The sequence below is a fragment of the Aeribacillus composti genome (assembly GCF_031760945.1).
In the GTDB taxonomy this organism is placed as follows: Bacteria; Bacillota; Bacilli; order Bacillales; family Aeribacillaceae; genus Aeribacillus; species Aeribacillus composti.
Genome location: NZ_CP134501.1, coordinates 3,567,885 through 3,590,357, shown reverse-complemented (window position 1 = coordinate 3,590,357; position 22,473 = coordinate 3,567,885). Strand labels below are relative to the sequence as shown.

The following is a 22,473-nucleotide window of genomic DNA, read 5'->3' as shown; positions in this document are numbered from 1 at the left end:
AGTGGTACATATAAAAGAACGTCTTTTATCACTTTTAGGAATTGCTCGGAGAATAGGATTTTTTCATCTTTTATCTGCAAATCTATTAATCCAAATAGCTGGTTTTGGAGGACAGATATTTTTAACAAGGATATTAAGTGTTGAGGATATTGGAGTAATAAAAATTTTGCAATCTTATTTGAACATCTTTCTAATAATTGCATCGTTGGGAATAAATACATCTATTTTGAAGTTATGTTCAGAGGATATTGAAGATAAAGAGAAAATAAACATTTTTAATATCGGATTTATTTTGACCATATTCAGCTCTTTTAGTTTAATCATATTAATTTTAGCTATTGAGCATTTTTCATTATTAAATATTGATAGTACTATTAATAAGCTCTTGAAAATATATATCTTCTTAGTTCCAATATTAACTCTAATAAATTTAATTATTGTTTATTTACAGGCGCAGCAAAAAATAAAACAGATGTCTTATATCCAAAGCTTATCAAAGATTATTATAATTATATTTAGCACACTATGTGCATACTTATCAGGATTACATGGTTATATATGGTCTTTAGTTATTTTAAACTTCATTTCATTGTTAATGACCGTTCCTTTTATTAAAAATGAATTAGTATCAATTTTTTCTATTAAAATCTCGACAGGAATTGTAAAGAGGATCTTTAATATTGCGTTTTTTGCATTTGGTGCTAATTTATTAGGAGTCTTATTATCAAACATAAATATAATTATGGCAAATCACCTAATAAATGACACTAAAGAAATTGGATATTATGGTATAGCACAATTAATTGTTACAACAATGATGTTGATACCATCTACTCTAGGACAAATTATGGTACCAAAAATCTCAAAGGTCTCTAATAATATAAAGGATGTTCAGGATATTCTTAGGATTTATCAAGTGCGTAATACATTTCTCGCAGTTTCGGTGGCAGTATTAGCAGCAATATCTGCTCCATTCATTCTTCCTTTTGTTTTTGGTATTAGTTATCAGAATTCAGTTGTTTATTTTGAAATACTATTAATAGGGTTTGTGTGTTGGAGTCTATATTCTCCCAAGGGAATGACACTAATGAGTATTGGGAGATCAGACATGAATTTTTATGTTAGTTTAATTTCTCTTGTTTTTAACATTATTTTGAATTATATACTAATAAATAATTATGGTATGTATGGCGCAGCTATTGCAAACTCTTTGACTTATTTTATAACAATTTTTATAAATATTTATTTTTTTAATAAAGTGGTCAAAGGGAAGAAAGAGCTATTGTAATGAAACTTATTAAAATTTTAAGAAGAGTTCACTTTTTGGTAGGTGATAACTTATTAATTTGGTTACAAGGTTTAATAATTTTATATAATTTAATTGTTGAAACTATTCAGCCCATTATAGCTAATTTGCTAGAAGTCAAAACGAAGAGGGCTTTTTCTCTCGCGAAAAAAACATCCTATCTTGTCTAGCTGGAAGAAAGCAATAGGCAATGGAGATTACCTTCCAGAAATTACTGTAGTGTATCTCATATGCGTTTCTTCTACTCTTTGATGATAGAGATGACGTTGCGCACCAGACAAAAGACGTGTACATTTTCTTCCTCGCGAAACGTACGGAGATGTGTTGCTTGACTTTGGTCATCCATAAATCCCGTTTCAGCTTGATTATTGTCAAAGGGAACTTTTGGGATCACGAAGGAAGCGAAGCATTCGTCTTAATACGCTACAGCCGTTTGAGTAGCTTCATGGCTTCAAGAACGCCAGTAAGGGCGCCTCTTTTTTGAAGCAGAAAAGTCTGGTAAGCAACGCCTTGAAGAATGCGTTCATACATCCTTTCATATTTGATTATAAAAATACTTTTATATTGTGATATGGAGAAAAGGAAAAGAGTATGTAAACATATTATCTTTTAAGTGGGTATGGTTCCTATTGAGAATGTTCTAGAAAAATGTTGTGAGTGGAGAGAGATAAACCTCAGGATTCTCTCAGAAAAAAGAATGTTTTGTAACCAAGTATGGAAATTATGAACGTGTCCATATGTTGGCGATTTGTGGTTAGATTGCTATATATGATTTCCAAGATGGTGGATTTTTTATGTTCATTTATGCATTATTATTGCGTTTTGCAACATGTTCCTGTTGATGCTAGTATAGTTTCATGGACACATCTTAGTTAAGTCATTACAATCAATTTTAGGAGGATGTGTCCAATGAATCATAAAAATAAAGAAAATAACGGAAAACGGTATAATGATGATTTTCGTAAAATGGTTGTTGAATTATATCACTCTGGTCAATCTGTTAGAGATTTAAGCAGCGAATATGGCGTTTCTGAAGTAACTATTTATGCATGGATTAAAAAGTTTTCTTCCGTTGAATTAAAAGATGGCTCATCTATTACTTCGGATGACTATGCAAAACTTCAAAAACAATTGCTCCGTTTGCAGGAGGAAAATGAAATATTAAAAAAGGCTATGGCCATATTCGCCAAAAAGTAAACGACGATGAATTAACTGATTTTATTAACGACCAAAAAGATAATCATCCTATTCAAACAATGTGTGATGTACTTGATGTACCAAGAAGTACGTACTATAAGTCACTAAACAAGACTATATCTAATCGTGAACGGGAAAATAATGAATTAACGAAACGAATTATTGAGATTCATAGCGAAAGTAAAAAACGCTATGGTGCACCTAAAATCCATCAACTATTAGTAAAAGAGGGTTATCAAGTTAGCCTAAAGCGTGTTCAGCGATTAATGAAAAAAGCCGGTATACAGTCTATTATTGTGAAAAAATTCCGTCCAGCTCCAAATAAAGAAAAGGTTGTAGAGCGTGAAAATATCTTGAATAGAGACTTTTCTACGAAAAGCAACAATGAAAAATGGGTTGGCGATATTACGTATATTCATACACTAAAAGATGGTTGGTGTTACCTCGCATCCGTTATGGATCTACATACAAAAAAGATAGTCGGTTATTCCCTTTCTCGCACAATGACAACTGATTTAATTACAAAAGCCTTAGAAAATGCTTATTATACACAGAAACCAGGTGAAGGGTTGATATTCCATTCAGATCTCGGCACACAGTATACAAGCGATGAATTCGCTAAAACGATTCAAAAGTTTAAGATGACACATTCCTTTAGTTATAAAGGCAGCCCTTATGACAATGCTTGTATGGGATCCTTTCACGCTATTTTAAAGAAAGAAGAAGTAAATCATGTTCAATATTACGACTTTCATTCAGCGAATATTTCGCTATTTAAATATATAGAAGGTTGGTACAACCGTAAAAGAATCCATGGTAGTATTGGTTACAAAACTCCACAGGAAATGGAAGATTCACTACGTGAAGTAGTATAAGCACGCACAACAATTAATGTTCGGCTTTACGTGGAGAGGCGGGCATGATACCTTTTTTTGGCTAGCCAGCAATGTTTTTTGTAAGCTGGCTTCCTGGCTTAGAAATCATGCCCGCAGAGGCTCCATGTCAAGCCTTCAAGTATATTTTTAAACATGAGATAGAAAGTAAAAAAACTTAACTTATATGTGTCCAAAATATTGACGTAGATCCATTTTCGTAAAAAAAGTTTTACGTTTTTTAAGATTATATACTTTGTTAACTTTTTTTATTTTCAATTAATTTGTCTCCTAGATCAAATTTGATTTATTATCTGTAGTATGTTCTAATTATAGTTGATGATTCTTTCTGTAGAATTGGGCGGGTTAATCAATATGAGTGTGTGATGCCAAGCTCTTCTCGTTGTTGAGACGAGTCTGCAAAAAATGACTTTGCCAACCAACATGTTTACTATAAAATGAAGGGAGATGTCCCCTGTGCTACCGATTAGAAAGAATTTTTACGGTCCAAAGTCCTGAAGTTACATTAATGTAACTTGAGTAGTCTAAAGTATTAGTTAAATCTATTTGAAGTTGGAGTTATTTTATAATTTCGAATGAAATTTTATAACTATATAGTAGAGGTGCAATCACTTGTTTGGAGATACATTGGGGGTAAGTACTAATTACAATAGTAAAAACTATTTAAAGATAAATTTTGCTATCTTGTTTTTTTTCTCATTGTATTTATTTAATAATGCTTTAAGAACTACTGTATTATATGAATTATCTTTTTACAATATTCCTTTTTTTATAACATCTTTTCTTTATATAATATTTTCTTTTAAAAAAGGTAATATAAATTATTTATTATTTTATATGATTTTAAGTTTGTCTATATTTATTAGTTTAGAATATGTTTTTTTATGGAAACATCCAATAAGTTTTTTGATTATGTCTATTATATCACTTTTTTTACCTTTATTAATGACTGCAATTATAATTGATAGAGAGTCAATTATGCAAGGGTTTTTGAAATTTTTAAAGTTTTATAATTCCTTAATAATCATTTTACTAATCTTTGGGGTTATAGATTATATATCAGGAAGTAAAATTCAATTATATTTGGCAAATAATTTTTTTAAGGAAAGTCAATTATCTCAACTTATAATGACTGAGTATTATTATTATGGTATTTATAGATACTATTCTTTTCTAGGGCATCCGCTTACAAATGCAAACTATTTTCTAGTTTTTATTGTGTTAAATAACATATATTCTAAGATTAATAAAAAGTATATAATTAGCAAATATTTAATTATACTTATCTCTTTGTTTGGTCTAATATTAAGTGGAAGTAAAACGGGGATTGTCTTGGGTATATTGGCTAATTTGTTAATGATTGATATTAAGAGAAATAAGTTTGTTTTATTATTTATTGTGTTAGTTGCAACTTTATTCTATTTTTCTCCTTTGTTTCAACAAAATTTGTTAGCTAGGTTTGTGGAAGGAATTGAAACTGGCGATATTACTACTGGAAGAAATACTCTTCTTACAGATTTGATCAGATATGGTAAGGAGAAACCGGGAATTTTTATAGGTGGTGGAGTAGATTATTCAAGAGAGGTAGCTATAAACTTAGGAGGGGGTATTACTAATTTTGAATATCCTGCTATTATGTTAGCATATGATTACGGTATTGTTGTTACGATAATTATATACTTAATTATATTTATAATTCCTATAGTAAGAATGCTTTATAATAGGGAGTATTTTATTGCGATTAACTTTCTGCTAATATCGGTTATGGTAAATACTAACAATGGTATTGCGAATTTAGGTTCTGATGCATTAGCACAATTATGCTTTTTAATTTTTCTATTTAATAATTTAGTTAACAGGAATCTGAAAACAAATAATGCATGATTATTTCTTTTAAAGAGTAACAGAAATCTAACTATATCCTAATTTCGACAGTTTGCAACTCCCTTTTAAGTAAACAAAATTTTCTATCAAAGATTTGGATTTGATGAGATTCCTGAGAAGTTGTTTGATTCTCGTCCTCATTATATTCCTCTTGGGCGGTTGATTTTCGTAATGGTAGCGAATCGGGTGATTCGTCCTTCTAGTAGATTAGTAATAGAGAATTGTTTCAGGAAGAAGTCTATATTTCGAATCTTCCCTAAGTGGCAAGCCACCAACTATACCAAGCAATGGATGAATTGCTTGCGGTGCACTCGGAACTAGAATGTCAAGTATTCTAGGCGGTCTCCGATTTATTGAATTTGGAAGTGAATCTCGTTTATTTCGATACTACCTCTTCCCTATTTTGAAGTAGATCCGTACGAAGTGCCAAACGATGAGGCTTTACTGAAGCAAGCTTTTTCGAAAGATAAATGACCCGATCTCTTATAAGTTGTCATGGAACTTGCTGTCACCTGCGAAGGAATCTCGATTCGCACTTAAGTATGGATAGGAAATACAGTCGACATGACGGTGGTCAGTCAGGTGAAAAAATTTGATTGGCTGGAAACTAGGGTGTGTCGTCACTATTATGTGTTGGTGTTTCATCCGAAAGAAGCCAAGCGTCAACGACATGTAACAAGAGAAACTGCTAGAAGCGCTTCAAGCAAAATTAAAGGGTTTTCGCCAAATGCTGAATGAAGTCCCTCATAAGGCAATATGACGGTTGTGTTTTCATTCTTCGTATGGAAAATATTTATGTCAATTAAAAGTCGGAGCATTTTGCATCGATAAATAGGCTGGTCGGTATCAAGAATACCTTTCGGACACTCAATTTAACGCTCTAATCCCAGAATAATGGTGAAAGATAGGGGATGAACTACAACGACTCACTCTGGGACATTTTTCTTCAAAATGTAGAACCGGTATCAATGTACGGAGCCAACAACGCTAGCTCTTTGTGGCTGTAGGAATGAAGCCTCCTCCAAGAATCCTAGACATTCAGGCTAACTCATAGATATACGTTTGAAGTGTATCCAATCGTTCATCAACCCTTAGGTATCAAGGGATGATGAACGATTTGTTTATCTAGTAAGTGTTGAACTCGGAGAGTAGAAAAACAATGAGTGCTTCTAGGCGTAGTTGATAGAGAAGATATGTTTTAAATCTTTTGTTTATCTGAAAAGTAGAGGCACAGTGCTGTGTGGTTTATAAGTTCCATAACGCTTATTAAGCATGTTGAGAATTGAGTTTCTCACAATCACTAGTTAGCTCTTTGAATTAAAACAATGGAAAAATTATAAAACATTGGTATCATTAATAAGTTTAAATTTAAGATTTTATTTTTGATATATAAAAAATTTATTAAAGAGCTTTTCGGCTAAAGGAAGCGAGTTACTGACTTTCCTTTTTTAGCTAAAAAACATTAGGATCCTTGGATACAAAGCACAAAAAACGAAATGTCAAGTCACATTTAAATATAACACCAATGGGTTTCATTCAGTATGATTTTCTTATCAAATCAGTTAAAAAATAAGTAGATGAATTGGATTATTTGTTTCTTATGAAGTATGGGGGTATTTATTATGGTTAATAAATCAGTTTTAATCGTTGGTTATTGGTATTTACCGAATAATTCTGCTAGAACTTTTCATACACAAGGGTTAATAAACTCTCTTTTAGACCATAAATACAATGTAGATCTTGTAGTCCCGTCAGAGAATAATAACATAAGTGTAATCAAAATAAGTGATCAATTTACTATCCATAAGATAAAAAAGGGCTTTTTGTTAAACAAACCGTCCAATTCCAGAATGTATAGTAACAATTTAGAAATAAAAAATTCTTTCAAGCATTTTTTAAAAAAATTTATTTGGCCAGATAAAACAATTGAATGGACAATTAATTCATATAGATATATAAATAAAAATTTAAATATAAGTAATTACGATTGTTTAATTACTATTGGATTACCTATAAGTTCTCATATTACCGGGGCATTAATAAAAAAACTTAAACCTTCAATAATTTGGTTAGCTGATTATGGTGACCCATATACGCACAATCCTGCTAGATCAAAAGAAAAAAGAGCTATCGATCCAGTATTGGAGAAAATGATAATTAAAGAAGCTAATTATATTATTATCCCTCATTCTGAAACATTGAAAGCATATACTGATTTAAATATCCCTAGAGAAAAAATTAGAGTTATTCCGCAGTTATTTCAATATACACCAGTTTCTGCAGATTACTTTATAAACGATAAATTAACTAATTTAATTTATGCAGGCACACTATATGAAGATATTAGAAATCCAAAAGAATTCTTATTGGGTTATTTAAATGCCTTTAAAAAAAGGAAGGATTTGTCATTACATTTTTTTGGAGAAGAAAGAGATTTTTATTACTTTTTTAAACAAATAACAAATTGTAATCCTGCAACTTATAACATTAGAGTTAATCCCTATATTCCAAGAAATGAATTATTAGATATATTAAAAAAAATGGATATACTTGTAAATATTAATAATAAATTTTCTCTACAGTTGCCAAGTAAATTAATTGATTATGTACATTCAGGTAAACCAATTCTCAATATAGGGAGAGAATTAAATAAAGAATTTTTAAATGTTCCTAATAATCACGAAGTCATTACAGAATTTTTAGTTAATTATAATAAAAACGAACAAAAAGTTGATTATCAAAAACTACTGGACTTCTATAATTATAAAAATAACTCATTAAAGTATATTTCATTGCTTAAAGAAAGGGATTAAATATGGAAATTGATTTTTCTTTGATAGTAGCCACATACGGCAGAGAAAAAGAGTTTGAAAAATTGTTGTATAGTCTTTCAAATGTAAATTATAACTTAAATAAGATAGAAATAATAATTTTAGATCAAAATGATAAAAATGATATTGATTTAGAAAAGATAATAAAAAAATTTCCAATGCTAAATATTAACCATATTTATTCGGATAAAAAAGGAAGTTCATATAACAGGAACCTAGGGATTAAAAAAGCAAGGGGAAAATTTATTGCCTTTCCAGATGATGATTGCGAGTACTTTCCTGAAACGCTAAATAAAGTATATGAGACTTTTAAATTGACGGGAGCAGATCTAGTTATAGGAAGGATAATAGATAAGTTTGGTAACAATGTTATTAGAAATTGGCCGAATAATCCAATAAAAGTAAACAAGAGAAATTTTTATGATAAGTATTCAGCGATAACTATTTTTTATAGAAAATCATTTATTAATAATTTATTTTTCGATGAAAAATTAGGTCCAGGAAATATTTATGGTGCATGTGAGGATACAGATTTAGTATATCGCTCTGTAAAATTATCCGAAGCATATTATAATCCTGAAATAGAAGTATTTCATCCGGACACAACAACTAAATATATGAGTTTGGAAAAGGTTAAATCTTATGCACTAGGGTTTGGTGCTTTTGTGAGAAAAAACGCAGATTTTTGGACTGTTTTTTTATTTATCAAGGTAATTATTTATCATACATTACATTTAATAAAGTATTTTATTAGTAGAGAAGAGTTAGAATTAAGAAAAAGAAGAGTAGCTATTATTTACAGATTTAAAGGCTTTATGAGTTTTAAATTACAAAATAATAAATAAAATTAGGAGCTTATTAATAATGAAAAATGTATTTATCATAGGTTCAAAAGGCATCCCTGCCAAATACGGAGGCTTTGAAACGTTTGTAGAATATTTAACGAAAAGAAAGGTAAGTGAAAATATCATTTACCATGTTTCATGTTTAGGGGAAAATAATGACGAATTTTATTACAACAATGCTAGATGTTTTAATGTGAAGGTTCCTAATGTGGGAAGTGCGAAAGCGGTTCTTTATGATTTAATGAGTTTACAGGAATGTATTCGATATATTAAAGAAAAAAATCTAACTAACAGCATTGTTTACATTTTGGCTTGTCGAATTGGTCCATTTTTCTCATTTTATAAGAAACAGCTAGAAAAAATGGGTGTTCAAGTATTTGTGAATCCAGATGGACATGAATGGAAGCGAAGCAAGTGGAATTATTGGATTAAACGTTATTGGAAATTTTCAGAGCGTTTAATGGTTAAACATGCAGACTTATTAGTATGTGATTCGCGGGGGATTGAGTCTTATATTCAGGACGAATATAGTCACTATCACCCTAAAACCACATTTATTGCTTACGGAGCTGACGTGAAAGAATCTTTACTTGCGGATGATGATCAGAAACTAGTTGAATGGTATCGTCAACATCAAGTAAAGCCGTTTGAATATTATTTAATTGTTGGCCGTTTTGTGCCTGAAAATAATTATGAATTAATGATTCGAGAGTTTATGGCATCTAACTCTAAAAAAGATTTAGTTATTATTTCAAATGTTGAGCAAAATGCTTTCTATCAACAGTTGCTTGAGCGAACTAAATTTGACCGTGATCCTCGTATTAAATTTGTTGGGACTGTGTATGATCAGGAACTTTTAAAGAAAATTCGTGAACAAGCTTACGGATATTTACACGGTCATGAAGTGGGAGGAACAAACCCTTCTCTTCTGGAAGCATTGGCATCAACAAGAATTAATTTATTACTAGATGTAGTTTTTAATAAAGAAGTTGGTGCAGACGGGGCCTTATATTTTACAAAAGAGCAAGGATCATTAAGTCAGTTGATTAATATGGCCGATCAATATACTCAAGAGGAAATAGAATTACTAGGAGCAAAAGCAAAAAATCGCATCATTAAAGAATATTCATGGGATAAAATTGTAAGTGACTACGAACAACTATTTCTGGATAGCTAATTAAGGGGATGTATAACAATGAAAGGGATTATTTTAGCAGGCGGGAGTGGTACCCGCCTTTATCCGTTAACAAAAGCAGTATCTAAACAATTATTGCCTATTTATGACAAGCCAATGATTTATTATCCATTGTCGATTTTAATGTTAGCTGGCATTCGTGATATTTTAATTATTTCCACTCCTAATGATACGCCTCGATTTACGGAGCTATTAGGAGACGGATCACAGTTAGGAATCTCGTTGTCTTACGCCGTGCAGCCTTCCCCAGACGGTCTTGCGCAGGCGTTTATTATTGGGGAAGAATTTATCGGTGATGACAATGTTGCGTTGATTTTAGGAGACAATCTGTTCTATGGCCATGGGTTGACGAAGTTATTGCAAAACGCCGTGGAACGGAAAACAGGCGCGACGGTGTTTGGGTATTATGTAAACGATCCAGAACGTTTTGGCGTTGTAGAGTTTGACGAAAAAGGCAAAGCCATTTCTATTGAAGAAAAACCAAAACATCCGAAGTCCAATTATGCAGTGACAGGGTTGTATTTTTATGACAACCGGGTTATTGAATTCGCAAAAAGTATCAAGCCATCCGCTCGTGGCGAGTTAGAAATTACGGATGTGAACAAAAAGTATTTAGAGCTTGGCGAGTTACATGTAGAAATTTTAGGAAGAGGTTTTTCATGGTTAGATTCCGGTACGCATGAATCTTTGCTTGAGGCTTCGCAATTTATCGAGACGATTGAGAAGCGACAAAGTTTAAAAATCGCGTGTCTCGAAGAAATTGCCTATTTGAAAGGATACATTGATCGAGAGCAGTTATTGAAATTAGCGGAGCCGTTAAAGAAAAATCAGTACGGTCAATATTTAATTGATATTGCCTACCAGAAAAAACGACCTATTTATATGTAAAGATGAGGTGCTTTAGAATGAAAGTGAGTAAGACGCTGTTACCCGGTGTATTGTTGATTGAGCCAAAAGTGTTTGGTGACCACCGGGGCTTTTTTATGGAAAGTTACAATAAAAAAATTTTTGCAGAATATGGGCTTGATTTCGACTTTATTCAAGATAATCACTCGTTATCCCAACAAGCGGGAACGATCCGCGGACTTCATTATCAATTAAATCCAAAGGCGCAAACGAAACTTGTTCGTGTTACTAGAGGTGCTATTTACGACGTAGTTGTTGATATTCGTAAAGGTTCGCTGACTTTTGGAAAGTGGCAAGGTTTTATTTTAAGTGCGGATAATAAACGGCAACTGCTCGTACCAAAAGGATTTGCTCATGGTTTTTGTACGTTAGTGGAAAATACGGAAGTACAATATAAAGTTGATGAATACTATTCTCCAGAACATGATCGTGGTATTCTTTGGAATGATCCGGCATTAGGAATTGACTGGCCAACAACGAATCCAATTCTTTCTGACAAAGATACGAAACATCCACTATTAGCAGATGCCGAAATCAACTTTGAGTGGGAGAGATAATAATGAATCTTTTAGTTACAGGTGGAGCAGGTTTTATTGGCAGTAACTTTGTTCGTTATATGCTTGAGAAATATCCAAATTATAAAGTAGTCAATTATGATTTATTAACCTATGCTGGTAATCTTGAAAACTTAAAAGATGTTGAAAATCATCCTAACTATACATTTGTGAAAGGTGATATTAATAACCGTGAGTTAGTCGATTATCTTATTAAAACGCACGAGATTGACGTTATTGTGAACTTTGCGGCGGAATCGCATGTCGACCGCAGCATTGCAGATCCTGACATTTTCGTGAAAACAAATGTATTAGGCACGCAAGCGTTATTAGATGTGGCGAAAGCCAATAATATTATAAAATATGTACAAATTTCAACAGATGAAGTGTATGGAACGCTTGGAGAAACGGGATATTTTACAGAACAAACACCATTAGCGCCAAATAGCCCTTATTCGGCAAGCAAAGCTGGCGGAGATTTGCTTGTAAGAGTGTATCATGAAACGTACGGTCTCAATGCGAACATTACGAGATGTTCCAATAACTATGGGCCGTATCACTTCCCTGAAAAACTCATTCCGTTAATGATCACGAACGCGTTGGAAGGAAAAGAGCTTCCGATTTACGGTGACGGCCAAAATATTCGCGACTGGCTGCATGTGAAAGACCATTGTGCGGCGATTGATTTAGTCATTCATAAAGGAAGACCGGGGGAAGTATACAATATCGGGGGTCATAATGAGCGAACAAATAATGAAATTGTTTATTTAATTGTTGAAAAGCTTGGTGTATCAAAAGATTTAATTAAATATGTTGCCGATCGTCCGGGACATGACCACCGTTATGCGATTGATCCAACAAAGATTATGACAGAACTTGGTTGGAAGCCCCAATATACATTTGAAACAGGTATCCTTGAAACGATCCAATGGTATATTGACAACCAAGAATGGTGGAAAAATATTAAATCCGGTGAATATATGAATTACTATCAAAAACAGTATGGTGACAGATCATGAAAGTGTTGGTGACTGGTGCAAAAGGACAGCTTGGGACTGATCTAGTACTTTTGCTTTCAGACCGTGGTTATGAAGTTTATGGATATGGAAGAGAGGAGCTAGATATTACCAATTTTGAACAAGTTAAAAGAGTTATTGTTGGAATCCAACCAGATGTAGCTATTCATGCCGCAGCGTATACAAAAGTTGATTTAGCAGAATCTGAGCCAGACCAAGCCTTTTTAGTTAACGCATATGGGACGAGAAATGTTGCTGTTGCATCAGAAGCGGTAGGAGCAAAACTGGTCTATATCAGTACCGATTATGTCTTTGATGGAACAGCTAATACACCATACAATGAGTTTGCTCCAACCAATCCACTTAGTGTATACGGTAAAAGCAAGTTGGCAGGGGAACAGTTTGTTCGCGGCTTGCATTCTAAATTTTTTATCGTCAGAACTTCTTGGGTGTATGGAAAGCATGGAAATAATTTTGTCAAAACCATGTTAAAGCTGGGTCAAGAACGGGATGAATTGATGGTTGTCCATGATCAAGTCGGATGCCCAACTTATACAGTGGATTTAGCCAATTGCATTTTGGAACTGATTCAAACGGAAAAATACGGCATTTACCATGTTTCCAATTCTGGACATTGTTCTTGGTATAAATTTGCGAAAGCAATTTTTGAGGAAGCGGGGATAAAAGTTAAGGTAAATCCGTGTACAACAAAAGACTTTCCAAGACCAGCACCAAGGCCGGCTTACTCGGTGTTTGAGCATATGGCATTAAGGTTAAATGGGTTTAAAGAAATGCCGAATTGGCGAGATTCTTTAAAAAACTTTTTGACAAATGGTTATTAAAGAAATTATTTATTCTTTGTATCTGAGAACAATATATTAAGGCATATCTATCTTAAAAAGGGACTTTCTCATAATTTGTGAGGAAGTCCCTTTCTATATGTGCGCCCGGCATGTACATGAACTATAGGGTGTAAGTCCCGAACCCCGAAGACAGAAGTAGAGGTTAGCTCAACGAAAGGGTGTCCGTGGTGACGCGGAATCAGAAGGAAGCTGGAGGCAAAACACCGGTCCGAGGAACACGAACCTCATATAAGGCTAGGTATGATTGAGTGAGTTTGCGAAACAAAACAAAGCTCTTTCTGTCGAAGGTCATATCGAGTAAATGAGGCGGATAGATGGTGTGAAAGTGCATGTACTTACCCGGGGAGGTCTGGTGGATATGTGAAGTACGCTTCATAACCTACTTAGTGATAAGTAGCTGAACCGTCAGAAGTCAGCAGAGGTCATAGTATTAGTTGATCTAGAACAACTGAGAAGGACCGAACAATTAAGAGAGAATAGCCCTTGGCATTCAGTGAGTCATGATGAACACAGAAAACGTAGTACCTCACTTGAGGGAGGAAGCGGTGAATCCCGTGGGAGACCTCTTGGAGGGTGGAGTGACCACTGGCATAAAGAGAACAGCTATTCACGGAAGTTATGAAAACTTGCGTCAATTATCTTAATTGAACCGCCGTATACCGAACCGTACGTACGGTGGTGTGAGAGGACGGGAGTTAATCGCTCCCTCCTACTCGATATATTTTTAAGCTCAAGTTTGACACCATTTCACTACATGTGGATAACTAAAGGTGATTATACCAATAGTTATCCACTTTTTTATCGAAAATATAATCATTATGTAGTGTTATGTGGATAACTTTTGGGTTCGGTGCCTGTCACCGCCCGAAATTTGTCGAAATATTGGTAATTGAAAGATAAAAGGGAGGGTATTACAATAATGGGTAAGAACTAATGTTCTGTGATTGGGAGGGATGGATGAGTGACGGTGAAGATTTTAAGCATTGGGTTAAGGGGGTTAGAAGGGTATCGAGTGCAGGTGGAGGTGCAGGAAGTGCCGGGGATTGCGGCGATGGTGATTGTTGGGTTGCCGGATGCATCGGTGAAAGAGGCAAAGGAACGTGTTCTTGCTTCGCTTTATGCTTTCGGATGCGACTTTTTTGATAAAAGGCTTGTTGTTCATTTGTCTCCGCCGGAGCGGAAAAAGCATAGCCCGATGTTTGATTTGGCGATGGCGATTGGGATTTTGAAGGCAATGGGCAAGCTGACAGCGCCGGCTTCCTCCGATGCAGCGTTTTTAGGTTCGTTATCGTTGGATGGAACGATTCAGCCGGTGGATGGCATGCTTCCAGCGATATTGGCAGCAAAGAAGCTCGGTTTTCAAAAAATATACCTTCCGTATGATCCCACACTTCCGCTTCATCATTTGAAAGATCTCGATTGTATCTTTGTTCAGACGTTGGAAGAAACGGTGCAATATCTGCATGGACAACGTGTTCTTTCGTTACCCCCAGTTTTTCGCTCTCCTGAAATTATGGACTCCCCTCGAAAGCATCATCGAGATTTTCAATCGATTATTGGCCATCATCAAGCAAAGCGTGCATTGGAGATCGCAGCGGCAGGCGGACATAACGTGTTAATGGTTGGACCGCCTGGGTGCGGGAAAAGTTTGTTAGCGGAAACGTTTCCGTCGATTTTGCCGGGTCTTTCTCATGATGCGCAGTTAGAGGTGATCAGTTTGTACCAGCTGGCAGGAGAAAAAATCGAGAGTGGCTATCCACCTTTTCGTCATCCGCATCATTCCGCTTCATCGGTTTCTTTAATTGGCGGGGGAACGCACCCAAAGCCTGGCGAAGTGTCGCTGGCACATCGCGGTGTTTTATTTCTCGATGAAATGGCGGAATTTGCAAAAAAGACGCTGGATATGCTTCGCCAGCCGTTAGAGACGGGGAAAGTGACGATTAGCCGTATTTCGTCGACGGTGACATATCCTGCGGACTTTATTTTGCTTGGGGCGATGAATCCGTGTCCGTGCGGATATTTAGGCTCAAGAACGCGCTATTGCACATGTAGTCCGAAACAAATTCAAGCGTATCGAAATCGTGTTTCCGGGCCGATTTATGACCGGATGGATGTTTTATTACCATTGGAAGTCATTGATTTCACCAAAGAAACGAGGGTTTCGGAATCTTCGGAAACCATAAGGAAAAGAGTAGAAGAAGCAAGAAGAAAGCAATATGAACGTTACGGAAAAGAAATAACGAATGGGCGTGTTCCTTTTGAGTTATTAATGGAAAAAAGCCCGCTTGCTAAAAGGCAGCAACACCTGTTGCAGCAATGGGCATCCCAGCATCAATGGAGCAATCGTGTGCAAACGAAAATCATTCGGCTGGCAAGGACTATTTCCGATTTAAAGGGAACCGAAGAGATAGCAGATGAATCGCTTTGGGAAGCGATGACGCTAAGATGGCTGAAAACATATACGAAGCAACAGGCAACAGCGAGGTAAAAAGAATGGGACGGCAAAAGCGGATCTGGGTGCCCCATCGGTTTTATCATATCGTTTGCCGCGGCAATCGGCGTGATCCCCTATTCAAGGAAACAAATGATTTTCTCGCTTTTCTTCATATCCTCCACCAGCTACATGAAAAAATCCCGTTTGAAATAGCCGCATATTGCCTTATGACGAATCACTTTCACCTGCAGCTGCGCTCAAAACAGGAGCCGATTTCGAAAGTCATGGCGCTCATGAACAAACGGTATGCAAATTATTATAATACTCGCTATCGTTTGACGGGACATGTATTTGAAAAGCGTTATTATGGTAAATTGATTGACAATGATAGCGGAATGTTGGAAGTGAGTCGATATATTCATCTCAACCCGGTAGAAGCTCATATGGTACATGCGCCGGAACTTTACCGATGGAGTAGTTTTTATTTGTATATGCATCCAAAATCGCTGCCTCCGAAATTTATGAATATGGATGCATTATTAGATTACCTTTCAGGCACAAAAACAGAGCGGAAGAAAAAATATGCTGAATTTGTGAGGGGGTGAGGCTGCCTGTCACTTGTCAGCCATCGAAAGCGCGTGGAAATGGCATCAGTGGAAAGGGTCCAAATGGTCGAGACGCCCTTGATGGGGCGGTTTGTTTTTATGGGTGCTGTTAACTGAATATTCGGTCTATTAATTGGTTAATAGGGCGTGCTGGCGGTCGGTTATGGAGCAGTCCATACGTCACAGGTATATTTTCGTAAAAAGTTTATGGAGGAAAAAGGATTAAGAAGAAACGTGTAGGAATAAAGGGATTGATGTCCATATCACGAATATGGGAAGATGAACTAGGAGTGATTGGCGTAACAAATGTGGGCAGTTCTGTTTAGGTGATGCGCATGAGTGTTTATTGCAAAATAAAAATACAGAGTTCTGCAACAAAAAAATGCAGAACTTGATTGCATAAAAAAAGGCTTGCCAGCTTAGAGGCCCAAGGAAGCAACCTGCCCACCCCTAAAATAGGGCTAATTTAAATGTTTTCACAAAAAAACGCATCCAGCAACAAACAGCGTTACTGGATGCGATCAGTAGGAGTATTTTTAAAACGGATTATAAAACCGGCTTCCATCATGGAATGTGATGATTAAGGTGACCATGAACAGAATAGTAAATAGAGCGATTGCAAAGTAGTCGCTTTTTTGAAAAGGTCTTGCACTATACCATGTGCGTTTTTTGTTTTTGCCAAAGCCGCGCAGTTCCATTGCGTTGCTGATGGTGTCAATTTTGTTTAGGCTTGATAAGATAAGCGGTGCAAGGATGGAGGCGGCATTTTTGATCCGTTTAGGAAGTTTTTCTTTGCGGGACATGTCAAGGCCTCTAGCTTGTTGGGCGCGTGCTATATTCCGAAAATCCCGCTGTACGTCCGGTATATATCTTAATGCCAAAGAAACAGCATACGAAATTCGATAACTCACACCGATGCGATTGAGGGAAGCGGCGAATTCGCTTGGATGAGTCGTCACAATAAAAAGCAAAGCCGCTGGGATCACTGTGAAATATTTTAACGTAATATTCAATTGGTAAAAAAGTTGTTCCAATGTGACGTTATACCTTCCTGATATTTCAAATAACACATGGCTGGAGCCGTAAATTTTTACTCCTTCTTGCGGTGAAAAGACATAAATGGCAACATTGTTTATGAAAAGAAATACTAAAATAAATACAAGAACAAACAATATCTCTTCAAGTTTAATTTTTGAAATAATAAAAATGAGAATACTAATTAAAAATAAAAATAGTAGAATACGAGTGTCGTATGTCAGCATAGCTGCTGTCGACCATAAGATAAAGCATATTAGCTTTGTTACACCTGTCAACTGATGAACAGGAGATTTTCGGTCAATATAAGATAGCATTTCGGCTGCCAACCTGCCTTACCTCCCGATCATATTCTATGAAACGTTCCACAAACTTCCTCGGTTCTGGTATTCCTGTTTTTAATGCCAGGTTATAAAGAGACGTTTCTTTTAAATTTGCCTGTTTGATGATGTCAATATCAGAAAGGACATTGACAGCAGAATCATCGGCAATTTTCCTGCCTTCTGCAAATACTATCGCTCTTTCTGTATACTCCAGCATTAAATGCATATCGTGAGTAATCATCATAATTGTGACGCCTTGCTGATTTAATTGAACAAGAAACTCCATAATATCTGTATAATGGCGAAAATCTTGTCCGGCAGTTGGCTCGTCCAAAATAATGATGTCTGGCTCTAACACTAAAATGGAAGCAATCGTAACCCGCTTTTTTTGACCGAAGCTTAATGCTGAAATCGGCCAATTCCGAAATGGGTACAGCCCGCAAATTTTTAATGTATTGTCGACGCGTTCTTTTATTTCAGCTTCCGCTACGCCGCGAACCTTTAAGCCTAAGGCTACTTCGTCAAAAATCATATGCTTTGAAATCATATGATTTGGATTTTGCATGACCATGCCGATTTTTAACGAGCGTTCTTTAATCGTTTCGTTTGTTATATCCTTGCCGTTAAACAATATGCTCCCTGAGGAAGGCTTTTCAAATCCACAAATTAATTTTGTAATTGTAGATTTCCCTGCTCCATTTTTTCCAACAATGCTCACCATTTCCCCTTTGTTAATTGAAAAAGAAACATCCTTTATCGTTTCGTGACCTGGTGAATAGCTAAACGAAATATTTTTCAGCTCTAAAATTGGTTTTCCTTCTTTACTTGGCGTTTTTGGATTTGAATCTTCAAACCATTCCAACAAGTTTTTTCGGCATAAATCCGCTTTAAACTGATTGAAATCAGCAGGATGCATATCTTCAGTTAGCTTGCAACCGGCATATTTGACCGCTTTAATATATAACGGCTCCCGTATATTCGTCTCTTCTAAAATGTTAGTTGTTAAAAGCTGGTCAGGGCTCATATCAGCTACTATTGAGCCGTCATTGACCACAATAATGCGATCGACATGGCGATATAAAACATCTTCTAAACGGTGTTCAATAATGACAACGGTTGTATTCGTTTCTTTTTGGATTTTGTCGATTAAAGCCATTGCATACTTTCCAGTAGCGGGGTCAAGGTTTGCGAGCGGTTCATCAAACAACAGGATATCCACTTTGTCAACCATTACACCAGCGAGGGAAACCCTCTGCTTTTGCCCGCCTGACAAATGATGGACAGAGGCAGGCAAATAATCATCCATTTCGACCATTTTGGAAGCATCTTTTACGATCTCGAACATTTCCTTTTGCGGAGTGCAATCATTCTCCAGTGCAAAAGCTATGTCTTCACCAACAGTTAATCCTATAAACTGGCCATCAGGATCCTGTAAAACAGTACCAACCATTTTTGATAAAGCAAAAATATTTAACTCCTTTGTTTCCTGACCCATTACTTTTAAACTTCCGGTCATTTCTCCTTTATAAGAAAAGGGGATTAGACCATTGATGCAGTGGCCAATGGTGCTCTTCCCAGATCCTGAAGGCCCAACGATTAAAACTTTTTCCCCTTCGTAAATGTTTAAATGAATATTTTTTAATGTTGGATTTTTTTGGCTATAATACTTAAAGCTAAAATTATGAAATTCAATCACTCGTTTTCTCATTCGTAAAAGCTCCTGTAAGTAAATATGTTGTCAAAACTCACAATGTGCTTTTATTCTTTATCAAGACTTCCTTTTTGACTGCGTGTTTTTGCATAGAGTAAAAGAAGAAGTGTTCCAATGACGGCAACTGTTACCATATTGGAAATTCCAACAACTAATCCTTGCAGGAAGACTTTATTTGCTGGCTCAGCATAAATCAGTATATCAAGAGAAGGTGCGACAAGGAACCAGCCGATTGCTTGAACAATCACCTGAACAATATTAAATGTAATAATTTTTTTAGTGCCGAATTCACCAGATTCGATATCGATGCTTTTAGAAGCCAGACCAATTAAAAATCCGACAAGCAAGCTGACAACAACCCAACTCCACCAAATAGATCCATAAAATATTAAGTCTTTTAACGCATGACCGATAAGTCCGATTAAACCGCCTGCGACAGGCCCAAAAATAATTGACATAAGTGCTAAAAATGCATAAGTTGTTTCAATATTGGAATTTGGTATCCCTGTTGGAATGGACGCAAATCTTCCCAGAATAACAAAGACAGCTGCTCCAATTCCGATTGCTACGATTGTTTTGATCGATAGATTGTTTTCTTTCATGAACTTCCTCTCCTTTTTTTTATTTTTATGATTATATTGAATTTCCATTATATACGAAATTCGGTACTTTGCAGATAGTGATTTTCCATTTGGCACCTGCTTCAATATGGTAGGCCTTCGCAAATGATCCTTGATTGATTGCCACACCGATTTTGTCGAGCGAATTGACGTAAAGCAAAGGCTCGCCCAAATGACTATCCGCAAATGATCTGCCAAACGTCATAATATTTTTATATACTTGTCTTGTTTCATTTTCAATCGTTACTTCAAAAGAATCTCCGTAATCTACGTCTAACTTCTGAAACAAGCTGCGATCAATATTGGTCCATAAGTTTCCAAAGCGGACATCAAGTATATCAATATTCCCTTTAATCGCACCATTTTGAATATAGGCTTCTAAAACCGGCAGTTCAATTAGCGAATCGATTGGAATTTCCGGCCCCACCTGTTCAAACGTAATCACTTCGGATGCAAGCCGTGCGCCGGTATAAGCGTAAATATCACGTCCGTGGAAGGTATAAGAATGGCCGGAATTTGGCAGCCGGTTTACCTTTTCATCGATCAGCCTTGCTTCTTCGATCCCAATATACTTCTTTATATGTGTGATCGTTCCATTGTCGGGTGTCACAATATATTGGTTTGATTTTGTCTTCACAACAATGCTTCTCCGTTCTGAACCGACACCCGGATCAACAACAGAAATAAATACCGTCTCCTTTGGCCAATACGATATCGTTTGGTACAGCCTATAAGACGCTTCCCAAATATTATATTGGGGAATATCGTGGGTCAAATCAAAAATCCTCAGGCTGGGATTAACATTCAAAGCGACTCCATACATTGCACTGACAGCTCCATCGCTTAATCCAAAATCAGTTTGAATAACTAAAAAACGATTCATAAATTTTCCCCCATACATTGTTGTTTTATAAAAAAAACCACGTCTTTATCTATATAGATAAGGACGTGGTTTTGCTCACGTGGTACCACCTTACTTCACTGTTTGCTCGCACAAAACAGCCTCTGCCAGTACTACGGGCTTAATCCCTTCATACTGTGGTATTTGTAACGAGTACCAAACTCGGCGGAACCTACTTGTACTTTCGTGCTTTGTTGGGATAAAACACGAAAATAATACTTTCAGCACGCAACTCAGAGGCCATTGTTCGGGTTCGTATTTTTGCTTCTTCTCAGCTACCGAAGCTCTCTGTGAAAAATAACTGAACCTTACTTTTCCTCTTCATAGTTATTGTAAGAAAATTATTAACAATTTTTTAATTAATTATAATCACCGCTGCGAACATGTCAAGCGTTGGAATACGAAAAGTATGGAATGTGGCGGGGATTTGGTGCGGAGTGCTGGATATTAGGCTTGATGTGGAAGGTCTGATGTGGAAAAGATTTAGGTCGAATGAAAAATATGTTTGTGCGTATGTGGAACAAACTTGGTTCGGATAGTGAACAACCTTTTGCACGGCTGTACTTCACCCGTAGTGGGCTTGAAAACGCAGATATGCTTCATTAAACCAACATTTTACTGTTACGAAACCAAATGAAGTATGGGTAGCTGATATCACATACATTCCAACGGATGAAGGTTGGCTTTATCTAGCTAGTATTATGGATTTGTATTCAAGGAAAATAGTCGGCTGGCATATGCTGTTCCATGAAAAAGGAGCTAGTGTTAAGTGCTTTAAAGCAAGCCTATCAGCGTCAACAGCCACAGGGTTCTATCCTCCATCATTCTGATCGAGGGAGTCAATATGCTTCAAATGACTATCAAGCTAAGCTAATGGAATACGGAATGAAATGTAGCATGAGCCGCAAAGGAAATTGTTATGACAACGCTGATATTGAATTATTTCATGGATAATTAAAAAAGAACTAATTTATCAGACTCGTTATAAAACAAAAAAGAGCATATTTGAGTATATAGAAATATTTTACAATAATAAACGTATTCACTCCGCAACAGAGTATTTTTCACCATCTGAATACGAACGTATGTACGAAAAAAAGGGGCTTAATTAGCATATTATAGTTAGACCCGAAAATTTACCTTTAAAAATAATTAGGACAACGTCGTAATTATTTTTAAAAGGCTACCAAGTGATAGCGCGGTAGCTGCGAAAAAAATTTATAAATTTTTGTGTCTACTTTATTGACCTAATATCAGAATCCCTCAAAGACAAACTTCTGAGAATAAAATATGTAATCGATATTAAAAACACATAGGTGACAAACAAAAACAATCATAAAACAAAAAATAGACC

The 22,473-nt window shown here is 35.7% G+C and carries 17 protein-coding genes, 3 pseudogenes and 1 other annotated feature; of the genes and pseudogenes, 15 read left to right on the top strand and 5 right to left on the bottom strand.

The features are described from left to right. Position 1 precedes the first annotated feature (1 nt). On the top strand, positions 2 to 1,288 hold the full coding sequence (locus RI196_RS17310; RefSeq protein WP_311066638.1) for a flippase: 1,287 nt from the start codon (positions 2 to 4) through the stop codon (positions 1,286 to 1,288). A gap of 268 nt (positions 1,289 to 1,556) precedes the next feature. On the opposite strand, the pseudogene RI196_RS18690 reads toward RI196_RS17310, so the two are convergent. After that, a pseudogene (locus RI196_RS18690) lies at positions 1,557 to 1,713 on the bottom strand (IS66 family transposase); the annotation flags it as partial. Positions 1,714 to 2,215: 502 nt separating this feature from the next. Here RI196_RS18690 and RI196_RS17305 point away from each other — a divergent pair. The 12 genes and pseudogenes from RI196_RS17305 (at position 2,216) to RI196_RS17250 (ending at position 16,529) form a co-directional block, all read left to right on the top strand. Beyond that, a protein-coding gene (locus RI196_RS17305) for an IS3 family transposase (protein WP_311066637.1) occupies positions 2,216 to 3,378 on the top strand; the annotation gives its coding sequence in 2 pieces (ribosomal slippage) (positions 2,216 to 2,477 and positions 2,477 to 3,378; 1,164 coding nt in all). A gap of 630 nt (positions 3,379 to 4,008) precedes the next feature. Beyond that, entirely contained in the window at positions 4,009 to 5,280 is a 1,272-nt protein-coding gene (locus tag RI196_RS17300) for an O-antigen ligase family protein (RefSeq protein WP_311066636.1), read from the top strand. Between the two features lie 84 nt (positions 5,281 to 5,364). Beyond that, positions 5,365 to 5,911: pseudogene (locus RI196_RS18770) on the top strand (transposase); the annotation flags it as partial. Between the two features lie 991 nt (positions 5,912 to 6,902). Beyond that, entirely contained in the window at positions 6,903 to 8,093 is a 1,191-nt protein-coding gene (locus RI196_RS17290; RefSeq protein WP_311066634.1) for a glycosyltransferase family protein, read from the top strand. 2 nt (positions 8,094 to 8,095) lie between these two features. Then, the gene (locus RI196_RS17285) at positions 8,096 to 8,956 is read left to right on the top strand and encodes a glycosyltransferase family 2 protein (protein ID WP_311066633.1); all 861 of its coding nucleotides are present in this window, start codon (positions 8,096 to 8,098) and stop codon (positions 8,954 to 8,956) included. Positions 8,957 to 8,975: 19 nt separating this feature from the next. After that, complete coding sequence (cps2T, locus tag RI196_RS17280) at positions 8,976 to 10,133, top strand: beta 1-4 rhamnosyltransferase Cps2T (protein ID WP_311066632.1); 1,158 nt, start codon at positions 8,976 to 8,978, stop codon at positions 10,131 to 10,133. Between the two features lie 18 nt (positions 10,134 to 10,151). Beyond that, the gene (rfbA, locus tag RI196_RS17275; protein ID WP_311066631.1) at positions 10,152 to 11,039 is read left to right on the top strand and encodes a glucose-1-phosphate thymidylyltransferase RfbA; all 888 of its coding nucleotides are present in this window, start codon (positions 10,152 to 10,154) and stop codon (positions 11,037 to 11,039) included. A 17-nt stretch (positions 11,040 to 11,056) separates the two neighbouring features. Beyond that, entirely contained in the window at positions 11,057 to 11,614 is a 558-nt protein-coding gene (rfbC, locus tag RI196_RS17270; RefSeq protein ID WP_311066630.1) for a dTDP-4-dehydrorhamnose 3,5-epimerase, read from the top strand. A 2-nt stretch (positions 11,615 to 11,616) separates the two neighbouring features. Further along, positions 11,617 to 12,630 carry a dTDP-glucose 4,6-dehydratase gene (gene rfbB, locus RI196_RS17265; protein WP_311066629.1) on the top strand — a complete coding sequence of 338 codons (1,014 nt, stop codon included), beginning with the start codon at positions 11,617 to 11,619 and terminating at the stop codon, positions 12,628 to 12,630. Next, positions 12,627 to 13,469, top strand: coding sequence for a dTDP-4-dehydrorhamnose reductase (gene rfbD, locus RI196_RS17260; protein WP_311066628.1), 843 nt, complete (start codon positions 12,627 to 12,629; stop codon positions 13,467 to 13,469). Before rfbB ends, rfbD begins: the two co-directional genes overlap by 4 nt. 982 nt (positions 13,470 to 14,451) lie before the next feature. Next, positions 14,452 to 15,978 (top strand): YifB family Mg chelatase-like AAA ATPase, encoded by a 1,527-nt coding sequence (locus tag RI196_RS17255; RefSeq protein WP_311066627.1) that lies wholly within the window; start codon positions 14,452 to 14,454, stop codon positions 15,976 to 15,978. Between the two features lie 5 nt (positions 15,979 to 15,983). Next, positions 15,984 to 16,529, top strand: a complete 546-nt coding sequence (locus tag RI196_RS17250; protein ID WP_094244295.1) for a transposase — start codon at positions 15,984 to 15,986, stop codon at positions 16,527 to 16,529. A gap of 536 nt (positions 16,530 to 17,065) precedes the next feature. Here the strand turns inward: RI196_RS17250 and RI196_RS17245 are convergent. The 4 genes from RI196_RS17245 to RI196_RS17230 are packed head-to-tail and all read right to left on the bottom strand — an operon-like array spanning position 17,066 to position 21,101. Continuing rightward, positions 17,066 to 17,893: an energy-coupling factor transporter transmembrane component T family protein gene (locus RI196_RS17245; protein ID WP_130158466.1), complete on the bottom strand. Its 828-nt coding sequence runs from the start codon at positions 17,891 to 17,893 to the stop codon at positions 17,066 to 17,068. Beyond that, the gene (locus RI196_RS17240) at positions 17,865 to 19,595 is read right to left on the bottom strand and encodes an ABC transporter ATP-binding protein (RefSeq protein WP_311066626.1); all 1,731 of its coding nucleotides are present in this window, start codon (positions 19,593 to 19,595) and stop codon (positions 17,865 to 17,867) included. The genes RI196_RS17245 and RI196_RS17240 overlap by 29 nt, the downstream gene beginning before the upstream one ends. Before the next feature lie 50 nt (positions 19,596 to 19,645). Next, a complete protein-coding gene (locus RI196_RS17235) occupies positions 19,646 to 20,200 on the bottom strand; it encodes an ECF-type riboflavin transporter substrate-binding protein (RefSeq protein WP_144597802.1) in 555 nt (184 codons plus the stop codon). A 31-nt stretch (positions 20,201 to 20,231) separates the two neighbouring features. Next, positions 20,232 to 21,101 carry an SAM hydrolase/SAM-dependent halogenase family protein gene (locus RI196_RS17230; protein WP_094244298.1) on the bottom strand — a complete coding sequence of 290 codons (870 nt, stop codon included), beginning with the start codon at positions 21,099 to 21,101 and terminating at the stop codon, positions 20,232 to 20,234. 56 nt (positions 21,102 to 21,157) lie between these two features. Further along, positions 21,158 to 21,453 (bottom strand) — a binding site (T-box leader). A gap of 319 nt (positions 21,454 to 21,772) precedes the next feature. On the opposite strand from RI196_RS17230, the pseudogene RI196_RS18685 reads away from it, so the two are divergent. Further along, positions 21,773 to 22,073: pseudogene (locus RI196_RS18685) on the top strand (transposase). Next, positions 22,058 to 22,231 carry an IS3 family transposase gene (locus tag RI196_RS18680; RefSeq protein ID WP_375338821.1) on the top strand — a complete coding sequence of 58 codons (174 nt, stop codon included), beginning with the start codon at positions 22,058 to 22,060 and terminating at the stop codon, positions 22,229 to 22,231. Before RI196_RS18685 ends, RI196_RS18680 begins: the two are co-directional and overlap by 16 nt. Positions 22,232 to 22,473: the final 242 nt, after the last annotated feature.

Coding starts and splice junctions, on each gene's coding strand:
- RI196_RS17290 (WP_311066634.1), top strand. CDS start 6,903: ATGGTTAATAAATCAGTTTTAATCGTTGGTTATTGGTATTTACCGAAT.
- RI196_RS17285 (WP_311066633.1), top strand. CDS start 8,096: ATGGAAATTGATTTTTCTTTGATAGTAGCCACATACGGCAGAGAAAAA.
- cps2T (WP_311066632.1), top strand. CDS start 8,976: ATGAAAAATGTATTTATCATAGGTTCAAAAGGCATCCCTGCCAAATAC.
- rfbA (WP_311066631.1), top strand. CDS start 10,152: ATGAAAGGGATTATTTTAGCAGGCGGGAGTGGTACCCGCCTTTATCCG.
- rfbC (WP_311066630.1), top strand. CDS start 11,057: ATGAAAGTGAGTAAGACGCTGTTACCCGGTGTATTGTTGATTGAGCCA.
- rfbB (WP_311066629.1), top strand. CDS start 11,617: ATGAATCTTTTAGTTACAGGTGGAGCAGGTTTTATTGGCAGTAACTTT.
- rfbD (WP_311066628.1), top strand. CDS start 12,627: ATGAAAGTGTTGGTGACTGGTGCAAAAGGACAGCTTGGGACTGATCTA.
- RI196_RS17250 (WP_094244295.1), top strand. CDS start 15,984: ATGGGACGGCAAAAGCGGATCTGGGTGCCCCATCGGTTTTATCATATC.
- RI196_RS17240 (WP_311066626.1), bottom strand. CDS start 19,595: ATGAGAAAACGAGTGATTGAATTTCATAATTTTAGCTTTAAGTATTAT.
- RI196_RS17235 (WP_144597802.1), bottom strand. CDS start 20,200: ATGAAAGAAAACAATCTATCGATCAAAACAATCGTAGCAATCGGAATT.
- RI196_RS17230 (WP_094244298.1), bottom strand. CDS start 21,101: ATGAATCGTTTTTTAGTTATTCAAACTGATTTTGGATTAAGCGATGGA.